The organism is Micromonospora sp. WMMA1998 (assembly GCF_027497375.1).
In the GTDB taxonomy this organism is placed as follows: domain Bacteria; phylum Actinomycetota; class Actinomycetes; order Mycobacteriales; family Micromonosporaceae; genus Micromonospora; species Micromonospora sediminicola.
Genome location: NZ_CP114911.1, coordinates 1 through 16,425 on the forward strand (window position 1 = coordinate 1; position 16,425 = coordinate 16,425).

15 protein-coding genes and 1 pseudogene are annotated in these 16,425 nt (G+C 72.4%); 8 read left to right on the forward strand and 8 right to left on the reverse strand.

The window, feature by feature from the left end; all coding sequences use genetic code 11:
* Window positions 1-25: 25 nt before the first annotated feature.
* The 5 genes and pseudogenes from O7600_RS00005 to O7600_RS00025 all read left to right on the forward strand — a co-directional run.
* A pseudogene (locus O7600_RS00005) lies at window positions 26-205 on the forward strand (alpha-(1-2)-phosphatidylinositol mannosyltransferase); the annotation flags it as partial.
* Between the two features lie 82 nt (window positions 206-287).
* Entirely contained in the window at window positions 288-791 is a 504-nt protein-coding gene (locus O7600_RS00010; RefSeq protein WP_281591689.1) for a hypothetical protein, read from the forward strand.
* A gap of 130 nt (window positions 792-921) precedes the next feature.
* Window positions 922-1,833, forward strand: a complete 912-nt coding sequence (pdxS, locus tag O7600_RS00015; RefSeq protein WP_091578220.1) for a pyridoxal 5'-phosphate synthase lyase subunit PdxS — start codon at window positions 922-924, stop codon at window positions 1,831-1,833.
* 73 nt (window positions 1,834-1,906) lie between these two features.
* Entirely contained in the window at window positions 1,907-2,512 is a 606-nt protein-coding gene (gene pdxT, locus O7600_RS00020; protein ID WP_091578217.1) for a pyridoxal 5'-phosphate synthase glutaminase subunit PdxT, read from the forward strand.
* 106 nt (window positions 2,513-2,618) lie between these two features.
* Window positions 2,619-3,368 carry a YebC/PmpR family DNA-binding transcriptional regulator gene (locus tag O7600_RS00025; RefSeq protein ID WP_099161583.1) on the forward strand — a complete coding sequence of 250 codons (750 nt, stop codon included), beginning with the start codon at window positions 2,619-2,621 and terminating at the stop codon, window positions 3,366-3,368.
* Here O7600_RS00025 and O7600_RS00030 read toward each other — a convergent pair.
* From O7600_RS00030 to O7600_RS00060, 7 genes are all read right to left on the reverse strand, one after another.
* Window positions 3,320-3,601, reverse strand: a complete 282-nt coding sequence (locus O7600_RS00030; protein WP_281591690.1) for a hypothetical protein — start codon at window positions 3,599-3,601, stop codon at window positions 3,320-3,322. The two genes, O7600_RS00025 and O7600_RS00030, sit on opposite strands and share 49 nt — an antisense overlap.
* Window positions 3,602-3,678: 77 nt before the next feature.
* Complete coding sequence (locus tag O7600_RS00035) at window positions 3,679-4,740, reverse strand: ABC transporter permease (RefSeq protein WP_281591691.1); 1,062 nt, start codon at window positions 4,738-4,740, stop codon at window positions 3,679-3,681.
* The gene (locus tag O7600_RS00040) at window positions 4,737-5,630 is read right to left on the reverse strand and encodes an ATP-binding cassette domain-containing protein (protein WP_281591692.1); all 894 of its coding nucleotides are present in this window, start codon (window positions 5,628-5,630) and stop codon (window positions 4,737-4,739) included. The genes O7600_RS00035 and O7600_RS00040 overlap by 4 nt, the downstream gene beginning before the upstream one ends.
* An 81-nt stretch (window positions 5,631-5,711) precedes the next feature.
* Window positions 5,712-6,404, reverse strand: coding sequence for a response regulator transcription factor (locus O7600_RS00045; protein WP_281591693.1), 693 nt, complete (start codon window positions 6,402-6,404; stop codon window positions 5,712-5,714).
* Entirely contained in the window at window positions 6,401-7,684 is a 1,284-nt protein-coding gene (locus O7600_RS00050) for a sensor histidine kinase (RefSeq protein ID WP_281591694.1), read from the reverse strand. Before O7600_RS00050 ends, O7600_RS00045 begins: the two co-directional genes overlap by 4 nt.
* A gap of 263 nt (window positions 7,685-7,947) precedes the next feature.
* Window positions 7,948-8,892, reverse strand: coding sequence for a permease prefix domain 1-containing protein (locus O7600_RS00055; RefSeq protein WP_281591695.1), 945 nt, complete (start codon window positions 8,890-8,892; stop codon window positions 7,948-7,950).
* Entirely contained in the window at window positions 8,889-9,230 is a 342-nt protein-coding gene (locus tag O7600_RS00060; protein WP_091578193.1) for a PadR family transcriptional regulator, read from the reverse strand. Before O7600_RS00060 ends, O7600_RS00055 begins: the two co-directional genes overlap by 4 nt.
* Window positions 9,231-9,416: 186 nt before the next feature.
* Here O7600_RS00060 and dnaE point away from each other — a divergent pair, with 186 nt between their 5' ends.
* The 3 genes from dnaE (at window position 9,417) to O7600_RS00075 (ending at window position 15,177) form a co-directional block, all read left to right on the forward strand.
* Complete coding sequence (dnaE, locus tag O7600_RS00065) at window positions 9,417-12,950, forward strand: DNA polymerase III subunit alpha (protein WP_281591696.1); 3,534 nt, start codon at window positions 9,417-9,419, stop codon at window positions 12,948-12,950.
* Between the two features lie 47 nt (window positions 12,951-12,997).
* Window positions 12,998-13,498 carry a cation:dicarboxylase symporter family transporter gene (locus O7600_RS00070; protein WP_281591697.1) on the forward strand — a complete coding sequence of 167 codons (501 nt, stop codon included), beginning with the start codon at window positions 12,998-13,000 and terminating at the stop codon, window positions 13,496-13,498.
* A 641-nt stretch (window positions 13,499-14,139) separates the two neighbouring features.
* Window positions 14,140-15,177, forward strand: coding sequence for an aminotransferase class V-fold PLP-dependent enzyme (locus O7600_RS00075; RefSeq protein WP_281591698.1), 1,038 nt, complete (start codon window positions 14,140-14,142; stop codon window positions 15,175-15,177).
* 4 nt (window positions 15,178-15,181) lie between these two features.
* On the opposite strand, the gene O7600_RS00080 is transcribed toward O7600_RS00075, so the two are convergent.
* Window positions 15,182-16,354, reverse strand: a complete 1,173-nt coding sequence (locus O7600_RS00080; protein WP_281591699.1) for an acyl-CoA dehydrogenase family protein — start codon at window positions 16,352-16,354, stop codon at window positions 15,182-15,184.
* Between the last annotated feature and the right edge of the window lie 71 nt (window positions 16,355-16,425).

Below are 16,425 nucleotides of genomic sequence, written 5' to 3' on the forward strand. Positions count from 1 at the left end.
CGGCGACGCGGTGGCGCTGGGCGCCGCGCTGACCGAACTGCTCGACGACGACGGCCAGCGGGCCGGGCTGACCGCCGCCGGCGACCAGGTGGTGGCGAATTTCGACTGGCCCGTGGTTGCCCGCCGCGTTCTGGAGGTATACGCAGCCGCGATCGAGGCCACCGACGGCCGGGTCATGGACCAGGAGTGGGCGGGGCTGGGCTGACCACGGTGGCCGGTGGGGCCGCTGTGACGAGCGCGTCGACCGGTGCCCGCGCCGGCCGGCCGGGATGAGGAGCAGCACTACGATGCCGGGCATGTGGTGGGTGGTGGGCGCGGCCCTGGTGCTCGGGCTGGTCTCGGCGTACCTGATCTGGACCTCCGGCCGGGTGCAGCGGCTGCAGGTCCGGGCGGACTCCGCGGCGCGCGCGCTCGACGCGCACCTGCTGCGCCGCGCGGCCGCCGCCGCGGTGCTGGCCGAGCAGCGGTACGGCGTGGAGCTGTACGCCGCCGCCCGGATCGCGCTGGACGCCGCCCCGGAGGAGCGCGAGGCCGCCGAGAACGACCTCACCCGGCAGTTGCGCGCGGTCCTGCTGGACCCGGACGACGCGGCCTGCGCGGCGGTGATCGCGGCGAGCCGGCGGCTGGCGCTGGCCCGGCAGGTGCACACCGACCTGGTCCGGGACGCCCGCTCGGCCCGGAGCCGTCCGGTGGTGCGGCTGTTCCGGATGGGACGGGGGCGGGAGTGGCCCCGCTACTTCGACATCGACGACCCGACGGTGGTCCCGCGCGCGGACGTCCCCACCGGCTGACCGGGCCGGGGGTCGTGACGGCGGCCACAGCGCAGGCCACCGGGGGGCCGATTGGCTGTCGGAGCGGCGCCGCGCCGGTCGTAGCATTCCAGCGCAGCCCCCTCCCCAGCCCGCCGAGGAGCGATGACCCGTGTCTGAATCCACCGCACCGACCACCGACGCCACCGTCGGCACCGCCCGCGTCAAGCGCGGCATGGCCGAGATGCTCAAGGGCGGCGTGATCATGGACGTGGTCACCCCCGAGCAGGCGAAGATCGCCGAGGACGCCGGCGCCGTGGCCGTGATGGCCCTGGAGCGCGTGCCGGCCGACATCCGCGCCCAGGGCGGCGTGTCCCGGATGAGCGACCCGGACATGATCGACGGCATCATCTCCGCCGTCTCGATCCCGGTGATGGCCAAGGCCCGGATCGGCCACTTCGTCGAGGCGCGGATCCTGCAGGCGCTCGGCGTCGACTACGTCGACGAGTCCGAGGTGCTGACCCCGGCCGACTACGCCAACCACATCGACAAGTGGGCGTTCACCGTCCCGTTCGTGTGCGGCGCGACCAACCTGGGCGAGGCGCTGCGTCGGATCACCGAGGGCGCCGCCATGATCCGCTCGAAGGGCGAGGCGGGCACCGGGGACGTCTCCAACGCCACCACCCACATGCGGAAGATCCGGCAGGAGATCCGCCGGCTCCAGACGCTGCCGGCCGACGAGCTGTACGTCGCGGCGAAGGAGCTCCAGGCCCCGTACGAGCTGGTCAAGGAGGTCGCCGAGCGGGGCAAGCTGCCGGTCGTGCTGTTCACCGCCGGCGGCATCGCCACCCCGGCGGACGCGGCCATGATGATGCAGCTCGGCGCCGAGGGCGTGTTCGTCGGCTCGGGCATCTTCAAGTCCGGCAACCCGGCCCAGCGGGCCGCGGCGATCGTCAAGGCGACCACGTTCCACGACGACCCGGACGTGCTGGCCAAGGTGTCGCGCGGGCTGGGCGAGGCGATGGTCGGCATCAACGTCGACGAGATCCCCCAGCCGCACCGCCTCGCCGAGCGCGGCTGGTAAACCCAAGGAAGGGCCCCTTCTTAACGCCTCCGGTAGAGGCGGGGCCCCCTTTTAACACCTTCGAAGGAGCACTGTGACCGGACCGGTGATCGGCGTGCTCGCGCTTCAGGGCGACGTACGCGAGCACGTCGCGGCGCTGGCCGGCGCGGGCGCCGACGCCCGGGCGGTGCGCCGGCCGGGCGAGCTGGACGCGGTCGACGGCCTGGTGGTGCCCGGCGGCGAGTCGACCACGATCAGCAAGCTGGTGGACATCTTCGAGATGCGCGAGCCGATCGACAAGCGGATCGCCGCCGGCATGCCGGTCTACGGCTCCTGCGCCGGCATGATCATGCTGGCCACGGAGGTGCTGGACGGCCGCCCCGACCAGCGCGGCTTCGCCGGCATCGAGATGACCGTCCGGCGCAACGCGTTCGGCCGCCAGGTCGACTCGTTCGAGGCGCCGGTGACGCTCGCCGGGGTCGACGGCGAGCCGTTCCACGCGGTCTTCATCCGCGCGCCCTGGGTCGAGCGGGTCGGCCCCGGCGTGGAGGTGCTCGGCCGGGTCACCGACGGCCCGGCGGCCGACCGGATCGTCGCGGTCCGCCAGGGGAACCTGCTGGCCACGTCGTTCCACCCGGAGCTGACCGGCGACCTTCGCCTGCACCGTCACTTCGTCGACGTGGTCCGGGCCGCCGCCTGACGGTGCGCCCGTGGGTGCCGGCCGGCCGTGGCCTCGGTAGGATTGCCGGGTTCGGCTCCGGCGCGGGCTGCGGACGCGGGCGTGGATCACTAACGGAGGTACTCAGATGTCCGGCCACTCAAAGTGGGCGACCACCAAGCACAAGAAGGCCGTGATCGACGCCAAGCGCGGCAAGATGTTCGCCAAGCTGATCAAGAACGTCGAGGTGGCGGCCCGCACCGGCGGCGGCGACCCGGCCGGCAACCCGACCCTCTACGACGCCATCCAGAAGGCGAAGAAGAACTCGGTCCCGAACGACAACATCGACCGCGCGGTCAAGCGCGGCTCCGGGCTGGAGGCGGGCGGCGCCGACTGGCAGACGATCATGTACGAGGGCTACGGCCCGAGCGGCGTGGCGATGCTGATCGAGTGCCTCACCGACAACCGCAACCGCGCCGCCACCGAGGTGCGCACCGCGCTGACCCGCAACGGCGGCTCGCTCGCCGACGCCGGCTCGGTGTCGTACATGTTCTCCCGCAAGGGCGTGGTGATCGTGCCCAAGGCCGACACCAGCGAGGACGACGTGATGATGGCCGTCCTCGACGCCGGCGCCGAGGAGGTCAACGACCTCGGTGAGGCGTACGAGGTGGTCTCCGAGCCGGGCGACCTGATCGCGGTGCGCACCGCCCTGCAGGACGCCGGGATCGAGTACGAGTCGGCCGAGTCCTCCCTGATCCCCAGCGTGAACGTGCCGCTGGACGAGGAGGGCGCGCGCAAGATCTTCAAGCTGATCGACGTGCTGGAGGACTGCGACGACGTGCAGAACGTCTACGCCAACTTCGACGTCTCCGACGAGGTGATGGCCGCGGTCGGCTGACCCGGACCGCCGCGACGGCCCGACACCCGGACCTCCCGGGCGTCGGGCCGTCGTCCATGGCGGACGCCGCGATGCTCGTCGCGGCCCGTCGTCACGGCGATCAGGTCGGCGCACACCCCGTCGAGCGTCGACAGACTCTCGGGCGACCAGTCCAGCCGGTGGCCGAACTGCCGGGACACCAGGTCGACGCACTCGTCGGCGAGGGCGCGCAGGTGGGTCGGGTCCGTACTCATGGTCGGCGATCCTCGCGCAGGTCGGATCGGCTCCGCCGCCCCGCCGGCCGGTCCCGGGCCGGGCGGGGCGGCCGCGGTCAGCCGACCGTCTCGCGCTGTCGCCAGGCCGCACGCACCGACGTCCGCCCGTTGGTGCGCAGCAGCGATCCCTGGTAGATCCGCGCCCCGGCGGCGAGGAAGCCGGCCGCCGCGGCCAGCAGCAGCGCCAGCGCCACGAACGGCTCCCAGGTCGCCGCGTCGCCGGTGAACAGCCGCACCGGCATCGCGGTCGGTGCGGACAGCGGCAGGTACGACAGGATCCGCATCGCGGTGGCGTTGTCGTTGAGGAACACCACCGCGAAGAACGGCGCCATCACCGCCAGTTGCACCGGGGTGGACGCCCCGGCGATGTCCTCCTGCCGGTTGACCAGCGCGCCGGCGGCCGCCCACATCGCCGCCAGCAGCAGGAAGCCGAGCAGGAAGAAGGGCACGAACCAGCCGAGCGCGGGGGCGACCAGGGCGAGCAGGTCCCCGCCACCGGTCAGCCGCAGCCCGGCCACCGCGGCGACCGCGATCAGCGCCACCTGTCCCAGCGCCAGCGCGCCGGCGGCGACGATCTTGCCGGCCAGCAGCGCCCGGACCGGCACGGCGGCGACCAGGATCTCCACGATCCGGGTCTGCTTCTCCTCGGTGACGCTCTGCGCGACCTGGATGCCGAAGGTCTGGGACATGATGAAGAAGACGAACGCGAAGGCGAACGGCACCAGGTAGGCGGTGACCGGGTCCACCGCGTCGGGGTCGAGCAGCCGCACCGTCGGGGCCACGCTGAGCGCCTGGACCACGTCGTCCGGGGCCCGCTGGTCGCCGAGCACGGTCGGGCCGGCGACCACCGCCGCGTCCGCGTCGCCGTCGCGTACCGCCCGCTCGGCGGCCGCGTCGTCGGCGACCACGAGGACGTCCAGGCCGGCCGCGCGCAGCGGGCCGGCGGCCGCGGCGGGCGCCGCCACGGTGGACGGTCCGCCCTGCAGCATCGCCGGGAGCACCGTGGAGGCGATCGCGATGAGCAGGAAGACCAGGGTGCCGTAGCGGAACGTCTTGTCGCGCAGCTTGACCCTGATCTCGCGGGCGGCGACCAACCGGGTGGCCTGGTAGGTGTTCACTGGTTGACCTCTCGGAAGATCTCGGCGAGGGACGGGGTGACCGGGTGGAAGGCGCGCACCGGGCCGCGGGCCAGCGCCGCGCGCAGCACGGACTGGTCGTCGACGGTGGGTTCCAGGTCGAACACCGCGCGGGCGCCGTCGAGGTCGACCAGCTCCACCCCGGCCTGATCCCGCAGCCAGCCGGCGTCGCCGTCGACCACCAGCTCGAACCGGGGCAGGGTGTACGCGGCGCGCAGCTCCTCCCGGGGGCCGGCGGCCCGGATGGTGCCGCCCGCGATGATCACCAGGTCGTCGCAGATCCGTTCCACCACGTCGAGCTGGTGGCTGGAGAAGAGCACGGGCGCCCCGGCGGCGGCCCGTTCCCGCAGCACCGCGACCACCGTGTCGACGGCGAGGGGGTCGAGCCCGGAGAAGGGCTCGTCGAGGATCAGCACCTCCGGGTCGTGCACCAGCGCGGCCGCGATCTGCGCCCGCTGCTGGTTGCCCAGCGACAGCGTCTCCAGCAGGTCGTCGCCGCGCTCGCCGAGGCCGATCCGGTCCAACAGCGCGTCGGTCCGCCGGCGCGCCGCCGGCGCGTCCAACCCGTACAGGCGCCCGAGGTGGGCCACCTGCTCGCGGGTGGTCATCTTCGGATAGAGGCCCCGTTCCTCCGGCATGTAGCCGAACCGCCGCCGGGCGTCCCGGGTGAGCCGGTCCCCCCGCCACGTCACCTGCCCGGCGTCCGGGGCGAGCACGCCGAGGATGATCCGCATCGTGGTGGTCTTGCCGGCGCCGTTGCCGCCGACGAACCCGGTCAGCCGGCCGGCGGCCACGTCGAAGGTGACGTCGGAGAGCACCTGACGTCCGTCGAAGCTGCGGTCGACGCCGTCCAGGTGGAGCACGCTGGTCATGCGCCCGACGCTACGGTCGGGCGGGCGCGACGGCGTCCCACCAGGGGTTGATCATCGGGGTCCGCCGCGCGGCGGATGCCGTCAGCCGCCGGGCCGCACGATGCCGTGCTCGTACGCGAAGATCACCGCCTGGACCCGGTCCCGCAGCCCCAGCTTGGCCAGCACCCGGCTCACGTGGGTCTTCACGGTCGCCTCGCCGACGTGCAGGACGGCGGCGACCTCCGCGTTGCTGGCGCCTCGCGCCACCAGCGCCAGCACCTCACGCTCCCGGGGGGTCAGTTCCGCCGTCGCGGCGTCGTGCCGAGGGTCGGGCGGCGCGGCACCGGGACGGGCGAAGGTGGAGATCACCCGGCGGGTGAGCGCGGGCGCGATCAGTCCCTCGCCGCGCGCCACCACCCGGACCGCCTCGACCAGATCCTCCGGCGTGCCGTTCTTGAGCAGGAAGCCGCTCGCCCCGGCACGCAGCGCCGCGAAGAGGTAGTCGTCGCGGTCGAAGGTGGTGAGGATCAGCACGGCCGGGCCGTCCCCGGTGGCGTCGCCGGTGATCCGGCGGGTCGCCGCCAGCCCGTCGAGCACCGGCATCTCCACGTCCATCAGCACCACGTCCGGTCGCAGCGCGGCGGCCATCGCTACGGCCCGCTCCCCGTCGGCGGCCTCACCGACCACCTCGATGTCGTCCTCCACCTCGAGGATGATGCGGAAGCCGCTGCGGACCAGGTGCTGGTCGTCGACGAGCAGGACCCGCACCGGCCCGTCCGGCGCCGGCCCGGTCACGCCGCCCGCCCGGCGGTCTCGACGGCCAGCGGCAGGCGGGCCCGCACCCGGAAGCCGCCACCGGCCCTCGGCCCGGCCTCCAGCTCACCGCCGTGCGCGGTGGCCCGCTCACGCATGCCGATCAGGCCGAGTCCGCCCCCGCCGCCCGACCCTCCGCCGCGCCCGTCGTCGCTCACGTCGACCTCCAGCTCCCGGTCGAGATAACGGATCCGCACGTCGAGCGACGTGGCGGACGCGTGCTTGACCACGTTCGTCACCGCCTCCTGCACGATCCGGTAGGCCGCCTGGGACACCGAGCGGGGCAGCGGCGTCGGGTCGCCGTACACCCCTAGCTGGACCCGCAGGCCGGTCTCCCGGGCCCGGTCGACGAGCGCGGCGACCTGCTCGAGGCCGGCGGTGTCGGCGGGCGCGGCGCCGGACGTGACGCTCGGGTCCCGCAGCACGCCGAGCATCCGGCGCAGCTCGTCCACCGAGGTGCGGGCCGTCTCCTCGATCGCGGTCAGCGCGGTTCGCGCCTTGTCCGGGTCGCGGTCGAACACCCGCCGGCACGCGGCGGCCTGCACGCCCATGACCGACACGTGGTGGGCGACCACGTCGTGCAGCTCGCGGGCGATGCGGACCCGTTCCCCCATCACCGCCCGCTCGCGCGCCTCCTCCTGTGAGCGGCGCAGCTGCTCGGCCTGCTCCCGCAGCTCGTGCCGGCGGCGCGCGGCCACCCAGGCGGTCTGGCCGGAGTAGTAGGCGAAGGCGAAGAACAGGACGTTGTACAGAACGCCGTTGATGACGGCCGCGAGCACCGGCGGCACCGGGCCGGCGGCGCCGTCGAAGGTGCTCGCCGAGAGCTGGTCGGCGCGCAGCGCGAGCGACAGTCCCAGCCAGCCGAACATGGCGCCGATGATGGCGACCCGGACCCGCCCGGCCAGTCGCCGGTCGGTGCCCCAGGCGCCGAGGGTGTAGAGCGCGGCGAAGAGCGCCCCCGACGGGAGCTGGGACAGCGGGACCGCCCGGGCCTGCCCGGCGATGAAGGCGATCGAGATGAACACCGCGACCGCGGTGGGCCACCGTCGGCGCAGGGCCAGCGGCGCGGTCGCCGCCGCCGTCCAGAAGATCTGTTCGGCCAGGCTCGGCGGCGGCCCGAGCAGGAACGCCCCGGTGCTGCGGGCCAGGGTCAGCTCGAACAGGGCCAGCACGGTGACACCGAGGCCGATCCAGAGGTCGGTGCGGAGCTGCTCGGCGGTGGGGCCCGGCCGTCGCCAGCCGGTGGTGGTTGCGGTGCTCACCGTACGACCATGCCACCCGCCCCCGCCCGCCCCGACCGGAAGGGCGCCCTCGCCACCCGACCCACCCTCTCCCGCCACGTCGATCGAGCGGTTGGGCATGCGGCGCGAGGCGCACCTGCGGGAGAACGAGTTCGTCAAGGGGGAGTGGACCGACGAGGCGGTCTACGCCCTGCTGGCGCGGGAGTGACGCGCGGCGGCCTGAAGCCCGGCGTACCGGAGGGCCCGGCGCGCCCGGTGCGGGCGGCGCCGGGCCGGTCGGGACCTCAGCGGCGGGCGCGGACCGCCTTGACCGCGCTGTCGATCACGTCCCAGACCGCGATGACCACGGTGACCACCACGGCGATCCGGGCGACGTCGTCCACCCCGCCCTCGCGGAGCCAGGCGAACCGCTCGACCAGGTCCGGGTTGAGCATCCGGTCGGTCAGCAGCAGCCACACCACCGGCGCCGCGAACGCCAGGTTGAGCAGCGCGTTGACCGCGACCAGCGGCCAGGTCCACCGGCCCGACCGGTACTTCGCGATCTCCAGACCGACGGTGGCCAGCAGCACCACGATCAGCGCCGGGAGCCAGAAGCTCCAGAGCGCCGGGTCGAGCACCGGCAGCCGGGAGCCGTCGCCGCTGGCCCAGTGCTGGAAGTGCTGCCCGACGAGGACGCCGACCGTGCCGAGCAGGAACACCACGGACGCGACGCTGTCCGGCTGGCTGATCTGCCGGTCGTGGGTCTCCTCGGGGAGCTGGTCGACGGTCCACTCGGGCAGGCCCAGCGGGGTCCGGGTGCGCTCCAGGACGGCGAAGGACAGCGTGACCCAGAACGCGATCTGCACGGCCGTCTGCAACGCGCTGGCGATGCCGGCGCCGATCGCCGCGCCCGGTTCGCCGCCGACCGTCGCCTTGACCACGCCGGTGACCACGCCGACGATCGCCGGGATCCAGGTGAGCAGCATCCGCAGCACCCGCCACCAGAGCAGGTAGTAGCGCGGGCCGATGAGCTGGAGCGTGCGGTCGCTGTAGCGGGCCGCGAGCTGCTCGGGGTTGCCCATCTCGGTGAGCACCTCGCGCTCGGCGGAGGCGTGGTCCTGCCCGCCCGCGGTCCGGTCGTCGATCATGTCGGCGATGGAGGCGCGCAACTCCTCGGCGAGTTCGGCGCGGCGCGGCGCCGGCACGGTGCGCAGGGTGGCCGCGAGATAGCGGTCGGTCAGGGAACTCATCGCCCTACTCCTTCGATCAACTGGGTGACGGACGTCTGGACCGCGGTCAGGTCGTCGAGCAGGCGGCCCAGCACCGTCTCGCCGTCGTCGCTGGTGCGGTAGAACTTGCGCGGCCGGCTCTCCTCGGTGTTCCACTCGCTGGTCAGCAGGCCCTGTTCCTCGAGCCGGCGCAGCAGCGGGTAGAGCGTGTTGGCGTCGACCGCGAAGCCGTGCGCGGCCAACCGTTGCAGCAGGGCGTAGCCGTAGTCGGGGCGGCGCAGGGCGACCAGGCTGGCCACCACGATCGTGCCGCGTCGCAGCTCCTGGAGGTGGGTCCGGAGGACCTCGTCGGTGACCATGTGACACACGATAGTGTGCGCCACACACTATTGCAAGCGGATACAGCGTCGTGTGGCGTACGTCCGGACGGTCGGGAGAGACGCCGGCCACGCCCGGCGCGGACGGTGGAGCCGGTCGGACCGCCTCGGTAGGGTGGGTCGGTCGACTCCGACGCAACTTGATCCACAACCCGGGGGGCGCCACGCATGGGCGATTCGTTCGCGCATCTGCACGTACACACCGAGTACTCGATGCTCGACGGGGCGGCCCGGCTCAAGGACCTGTTCGCCGAGGCGGCGCGGCTCGGCATGCCGGCGGTGGCGATCACCGACCACGGCAACATGCACGGCGCGAACGACTTCTACAAGCAGGCCATGGCCGCCGGGGTCAAGCCCATCCTCGGCGTCGAGGCGTACGTGGCGCCGGAGTCGCGCTTCCACAAGGCGCGGGTCAAGTGGGGGCGCCCCGAGCAGAAGAGCGACGACGTCTCCGGCAACGGCGCCATCACCCACATGACCATGTGGGCGGCGAACCGCACCGGCCTGCACAACATGTTCCGGCTCAACTCCCGCGCCTCCATGGAGGGCCACTACGTCAAGTGGCCCCGGATGGACATGGAGCTGATCGCCGAGCACGCCGAGGGCATCATGGCCACCACCGGCTGCCCGTCCGGCGCGGTGCAGACCCGGCTGCGGCTCGGCCAGTTCGACGAGGCGCTCAAGGTCGCCGCCGCCTACCAGGACATCTTCGGCAAGGACAACTACTTCCTGGAGATCATGGACCACGGCCTCGACATCGAGCGCCGGGTCCGCGACGGGCTCACCGAGATCGCCCGTAAGCTCGACATCCCGCCGGTGGTCACCAACGACTCGCACTACACCCACGAGGCCCAGGCCGAGGCGCACGACGTGCTGCTGTGCGTGCAGACCGGCAGCAACGTGGCCGACCCGAACCGGTTCCGGTTCGAGGGCGGCGGCTACTTCGTCAAGTCCGCCGACCAGATGCGCGCGGTCGACTCCTCCGAGCTGTGGCAGCAGGGCTGTCGCAACACGCTGCTGGTGGCCGAGAAGGTCGACCCCACCGGCATGTTCACCTTCCACAACCTGATGCCGCGGTTCCCGATCCCCGACGGCGGGACCGAGGAGTCCTGGTTCCGCAAGGAGACGTTCGCCGGGCTCAAGCGCCGCTTCCCGAACGGCATCCCGGAGGGCCACGTCGTCCAGGCCGAGTACGAGCTGGGCGTCATCATCCAGATGGGCTTCCCGTCCTACTTCCTCGTGGTCGCCGACTTCATCCAGTGGGCCAAGAGCCAGGGCATCGCGGTCGGCCCGGGCCGTGGCTCGGCCGCCGGCTCGCTGGTCGCGTACGCGCTGGGCATCACCGACCTGGACCCGATCCCGCACGGCCTGATCTTCGAGCGGTTCCTCAACCCCGAGCGCGTCTCGATGCCGGATGTCGACATCGACTTCGACGAGCGCCGGCGCGGTGAGGTCATCAAGTACGTGACCGACAAGTGGGGCGAGGACAAGGTCGCGCAGATCGCCACGTTCGGCACGATCAAGGCGAAGGCCGCGATCAAGGACTCGGCCCGCGTGCTGGGTTTCCCGTACGCGGTCGGCGACCGGATCACCAAGGCCATGCCCCCCGCGGTGATGGGCAAGGACATCCCGCTGTCCGGCATCTTCGACCCGAAGCACCCGCGCTACGCCGAGGCGGGCGAGATCCGGGGCCTCTACGAGTCCGACCCGGACGTCAAGAAGGTCATCGAGACCGCGAAGGGCATCGAGGGCCTGATCCGGCAGACCGGCGTGCACGCGGCCGGCGTCATCATGTCCGCCGAACCGATCATCGAGCACATCCCGCTCATGCGACGCGACTCCGACGGCGTCATCATCACGCAGTTCGACTATCCGACCTGCGAGTCGCTCGGGCTGCTGAAGATGGACTTCCTCGGCCTGCGCAACCTGACGATCATCGACGACGCGGTGAAGAACATCCGGCTCAACCACAACCTTGAGCTGGACCTGCTGGGCCTGCCGCTGGACGACCGGCAGGCGTACGAGCTGCTCGCCCGCGGTGACACGCTGGGCGTCTTCCAGCTCGACGGCGGGCCGATGCGCTCGCTGCTGCGACTGATGAAGCCGGACAACTTCGAGGACATCTCGGCCGTGCTGGCGCTCTACCGCCCCGGCCCGATGGGCGTCGACTCGCACACCAACTACGCGCTGCGCAAGAACGGCCTCCAGGAGATCACCCCGATCCACCCGGAGCTGGAGGAGCCGCTGCGCGAGATCCTCGCCCCGACCTACGGCCTGATCGTCTACCAGGAGCAGGTGCAGCGCGCCGCGCAGATCCTCGCCGGCTACACGCTCGGCCAGGCCGACCTGCTGCGCCGGGCGATGGGCAAGAAGAAGAAGGAGATCCTCGACAAGGAGTTCATCCCGTTCCGGGACGGCTGCCGCGAGCGCGGCTACTCCGACGAGGCCATCCAGGCGGTGTGGGACGTGCTGGTCCCGTTCGCCGGCTACGCGTTCAACAAGGCCCACTCCGCCGCGTACGGCCTGGTCTCCTACTGGACCGCGTACCTGAAGGCGCACTACCCGGCCGAGTACATGGCCGCGTTGCTCACCTCCGTCGGTGACGACAAGGACAAGATGGCGCTCTACCTGTCCGAGTGCCGCCGGATGCGCATCCAGGTCCTCCCGCCGGACGTGAACACCTCGGCCGGCCCGTTCACCCCGGTCGGCAAGGAGATCCGCTTCGGTCTGGGCGCGGTGCGCAACGTCGGCGCGAACGTGGTCGCCTCGATCATGCGGTGCCGCGACGAGAAGGGCGACTACACCGACTTCTACGACTTCCTGTCCAAGGTGGACGCGGTGGTCTGCAACAAGAAGACCATCGAATCGCTGATCAAGGCCGGCGCGTTCGACTCGCTCAACCACCCCCGCAAGGGCCTGCTGGCGGTGCACGCCGACGCCATCGACGCGTACGCCGACGTCAAGCGCAAGGAGGCGGTCGGCCAGTACGACCTGTTCGGCGCCGGCTTCGGCGACGCGGACACCGGCGGCAGCACCACCGTCATGCCGGTCATCGGCGAGGGGGAGTGGGACAAGCGGGACAAGCTCGCCTTCGAACGCGAGATGCTCGGCCTCTACGTCTCCGACCACCCGCTGTTCGGCCTGGAGCACGTGCTCGGCGCGGCGGCCGACACCACCATCGCCGCGCTCTCCGAGGAGGGCACCGTGCCCGACGGCGCGGTAATCACCCTCGCCGGCATCCTCTCCGGCGTGCAGCGCCGGGTCACCAAGCAGGGCCGGGCCTGGGCCTCGGCCACCCTGGAGGACCTGGCCGGCGGCGTGGAGACGCTGTTCTTCCCGAACACCTACGAGGTGATCGGGCAGTACATCGCCGAGGACGCCATCGTGGTGGTCAAGGGCCGGGTCGACCGGCGCGACGACACCCCCCGGATCATGGCGATGGACATGTCCATGCCGGACGTCACCAGCAACCCGGCGAACAAGCCGGTCACCCTGACCATCCCGGTGCACCGCTGCACCCCGCCGCTGGTCGAGCGGCTCAAGGAGACGCTGGTGCTGCACCCGGGCGACTGCGAGGTGCACGTCAAGCTGCTCAACGGCGGCAAGGTCACCACGCTGCGTCTCGGCCCGTTCCGGGTCGCGCCGACCACAGCCCTGATGGGCGACCTGAAGAGTGTGCTGGGCCCGGCCAACGTGAGCTGACCGGCGGACCGCGTGCGGTCCGGTGAGACCTGGTTCACAGTGTCGACATGGACACCACCACCCCCACCTCCGAGGCTGTCCGACCCGCCCGCCGCCGTCGTCGCCGGCATCGTGGTCGGCCTGGTCGCGCCCGACGTCGGCAAGGCCTGAAACCGCTGGGCACCGGCTTCGTCGACCTGATCTCGCTGCTGGTCTTCATGGTGATCGCGTCCAAGGGCGCCGCCGGCGTGACCGGCGCCGGCCTGGCCACGCTGGCCGGCGGCCTCCAGTCGCACCGACCGGACCTGGTCGACGGCGTCGGCCTGATCGTCGGCATCGACCGGTTCATGTCCGAGGCCCGGGCGCTGACCAACTTCGCCGGCGACGCCATGGCCACCGTGCTGGTCGGCACCTGGACCGGTGAGTTCGACCGCGACCGGGCCCGCGCCGTCCTGGCCGGGGACCGGCCGTTCGACGAGGCCACCATGGTCGACGAGAACGACGACGAGCGTCCCGCCGACGACACCCCGCCCGGCGCCGAGCGCCCGCTCGCCGACTCCACCGCCTGACCCCGCCAGCCGGCGCCGGGCCCGGCCCGGCTCGCCTCGGCCCGGCTTGGCCCGCCCTGACCAGGGGCGGGATTGGCTACGTGGTTTGCCTGCGGACCAGCCGCGCGCCTGGAGCAGCAATCTCGCCGAGACGGGTGCGGGCCGGAGTGTCCCGCCTGTATGAGCCGGTCCATGTCCCGAGGTGGGCCCACCCTGACTCGACCGACCAGACAGGCATGTGAGTTCCGAGCGATATACCGCTGAGTCATAAATATGACTCAGCGGTATATCGGCCTTCAACCGTCACCTCCGTGCGGCAGCAGCGACACAAGCCCGTCCGCGATCATGCACCTTCCGCCCGGGTGAAGGTATGAAAGGGCGAAGCGCCCAAGGGGGGCGGCCGGAACTGCAAGATCGCGGCGTGCGGCGTGCGGCGTGCGGCGTGCGGGGCGCGGGGTGCGGGGCGCGCCGGGTGAGGGTGCAGGGCGGGGCGCCGCGGGGCGGGGCCGGGGGCCGCGGGGCCGGGGGCCGCGGAGCCGGGGGCCGCGGGGAGGGTGAGGGGGTGGGGGAGCGAGGGCAGTGCGAGCGGGGTGAGGAGCGTGGGCCACGGGGCTGGGATTGGTGGTTTCAGGCGGGAGGTGGGGGTGGCTAGCGTCGGTGGCATGGAGTTGGCGCAGGCGCGGAAGTTGTGGCAGGTGGAGCCGGGATGGTTGAACACGGCGACCTACGGGCTGCCGCCTGATCCGGTGTGGACGGCGGTGCAGCAGGTGCTCGCCGAGTGGCGGACCGGCCGGGTGTCGTTCGAGGTGTGGGACACCTCGGTCGACCGGTCCCGGGCCGCGTTCGCCCGGCTGGTCGGCGTGGACCCGGCCGACGTGAGCGTCGGCGCGGCCGTCTCCCAGTTGGTGGCGCCGATCGCGGCGGCGCTGCCGCCGGGTGCCACGGTGGTGGTGCCCGAGGGGGAGTTCACCTCGATCCTGTTCCCCTGGCTGGTGCAGGAGGACCGCGGGGTGCGGGTGCGCACCGTGCCGCTCGACGGCCTGGTCGACGCGATCGACGCCGGCACCGACCTGGTGGCGTTCAGCCTGGTGCAGTCCGCCGACGGCACGGTCGCCGCGTACGACGAGATCGTCGCGGCGGCCCGGGCGCACGACGCGCTGGTGGTGGTCGACGGCACCCAGGCCTGCGGATGGCTGCCGTTCGCGGCCGACCGGGCGGACGCGGTGCTGGTGGGGGCGTACAAGTGGTTGATGGCGCCGCGCGGCGCGGCCTTCGCCTACCTGGCCCCGGCGCTGCGCGAGCGGATGCGTGCGGACGCCGCCGGGTGGTACGCGGGCCGCGACCCGCACGCCTCGTACTACGGCACGCCGTTGCGGCTGGCCGACGACGCCCGCCGCTTCGACATCTCCCCGTCGTGGCTCTGCTACGCCGGGGCGGCGCCGGTGCTGGAACTGCTCGCCGACCTCGACCTGGCGGCGGTGCGGGACCACGACGTGGCCCTGGCCAACCGGTTCCTGGCCGGGCTGGGCCGCCCGCCCGGCGACAGCGCGATCGTCAGCGTGGACGTGCCGGACGCCCAGGAGCGGCTGGCCCGCGCCGGGGTGCGCGCGGCGGTACGGGCCGGGCGGGTCCGCGCCTCGTTCCACCTCTACACGACCGAGGCGGACGTGGACCGGGCGGTCGAGGCGCTGACCGGCTGACCGCTCAGGCCAGGTGGCCGCCGATCTTCGTGTAGCCGCGCAGCAGGTCCCGCGAGATGATCAGCCGCTGCATCTCGTCGGTGCCCTCGAAGATGCGGTAGAGCCGGACCTGCCGGTACCAGCGCTCGATCGGCAGTTCCCGGGTGTAGCCCATGCCGCCGTGGATCTGGAGCACCCGGTCCACCACCCGGTTGACCATGCCGGCGCCGTAGAGCTTGCCCATCGAGGAGGCGTGTCGGGGATCGAGGCCCTGGTCGACGGTCCAGGCCGAGCGCAGGATCAGCCAGCGGGCGGCCTCCAGCTCGGTCTCCGAGTCGGCGATCATCCACTGGATGGCCTGGTTGGTGGCGATCGGCGCGCCGAACGTCTCCCGGGTGTTGGCGTGGTCGATCGCCATCTGCAGGGCCCGCTCGGCGATGCCGACCGCGTGCGAGGGGATGGTGTAGCGGCCCTTGCCGATCCACTCCATGCCGAGCGTGAAGCCCTGCCCGATCTCGCCGAGGATGTTGCGGTGCGGCACGCGTACGCCGTCGAAGATGAGCGAGGCCGGGCCGCCCTCGCCCATGGTCTGGATGAACTCCGACCGCCAGCCCATCGCCCGGTCGACCAGGAACGCGGTCGCGCCGCCGCGGCGGGCCCCCTTCTCCGGGTCGGTCACCGCCACCACGATGGCGAAGTCGGCGTCGTTGCCGTTGGTGATGAACGTCTTCTCGCCGTCGAGGATCCAGTCGTCGCCGTCGCGCCGCGCGCGCAGCTTGATGTTCGCTGCGTCGGAGCCGGCGCCGGGCTCGGTGATGGCGAAGCAGGAGATCCGTTCGCCCTCGATGGTGGGGATCAGGAACTCGCGCTTCTGCTCCTCGGTGGCGTGGAACAGGATGTTGTCGGCCTCGCCGCCGAAGCGGAACGGCACGAAACTGCGGCCCAGCTCGGTCCAGATCAGCGACTGCATCACCGCCGGCAGGTCCATCCCGCCGTACTCCTCGGGGGTGGCCAGGCCCCAGAAGCCGAACTTCTTCGCCTTGAGCTGCAACTCGCGCAGCTCAGAGCGGTCCAGGCCGGGCCGGTGTGCGCGCTCGCGGCGCAGCACCTCCTGCTCCAGCGGCAGCACCTCGCGGGTGACGAAGGCGCGCACGGTGTCCCGGACGGCCCGTTCCTCGTCGGACAGTGCGAAGTCCACGATGCTCCCTCGGTCGGCATGGCAACCGTCGCGGCGGCGGCGGTCACCCTTAAACTAGCGGTGCAAGTTTT

Excerpts from the sequence above, each read along its gene's own strand:
- O7600_RS00010 (WP_281591689.1), top strand. The coding sequence starts at position 288 with ATGCCGGGCATGTGGTGGGTGGTGGGCGCGGCCCTGGTGCTCGGGCTG.
- O7600_RS00025 (WP_099161583.1), top strand. The coding sequence starts at position 2,619 with ATGTCCGGCCACTCAAAGTGGGCGACCACCAAGCACAAGAAGGCCGTG.
- O7600_RS00030 (WP_281591690.1), bottom strand. The coding sequence starts at position 3,601 with ATGAGTACGGACCCGACCCACCTGCGCGCCCTCGCCGACGAGTGCGTC.
- O7600_RS00040 (WP_281591692.1), bottom strand. The coding sequence starts at position 5,630 with ATGACCAGCGTGCTCCACCTGGACGGCGTCGACCGCAGCTTCGACGGA.
- O7600_RS00055 (WP_281591695.1), bottom strand. The coding sequence starts at position 8,892 with ATGAGTTCCCTGACCGACCGCTATCTCGCGGCCACCCTGCGCACCGTG.
- O7600_RS00060 (WP_091578193.1), bottom strand. The coding sequence starts at position 9,230 with ATGGTCACCGACGAGGTCCTCCGGACCCACCTCCAGGAGCTGCGACGC.
- dnaE (WP_281591696.1), top strand. The coding sequence starts at position 9,417 with ATGGGCGATTCGTTCGCGCATCTGCACGTACACACCGAGTACTCGATG.
- O7600_RS00070 (WP_281591697.1), top strand. The coding sequence starts at position 12,998 with ATGGACACCACCACCCCCACCTCCGAGGCTGTCCGACCCGCCCGCCGC.
- O7600_RS00075 (WP_281591698.1), top strand. The coding sequence starts at position 14,140 with ATGGAGTTGGCGCAGGCGCGGAAGTTGTGGCAGGTGGAGCCGGGATGG.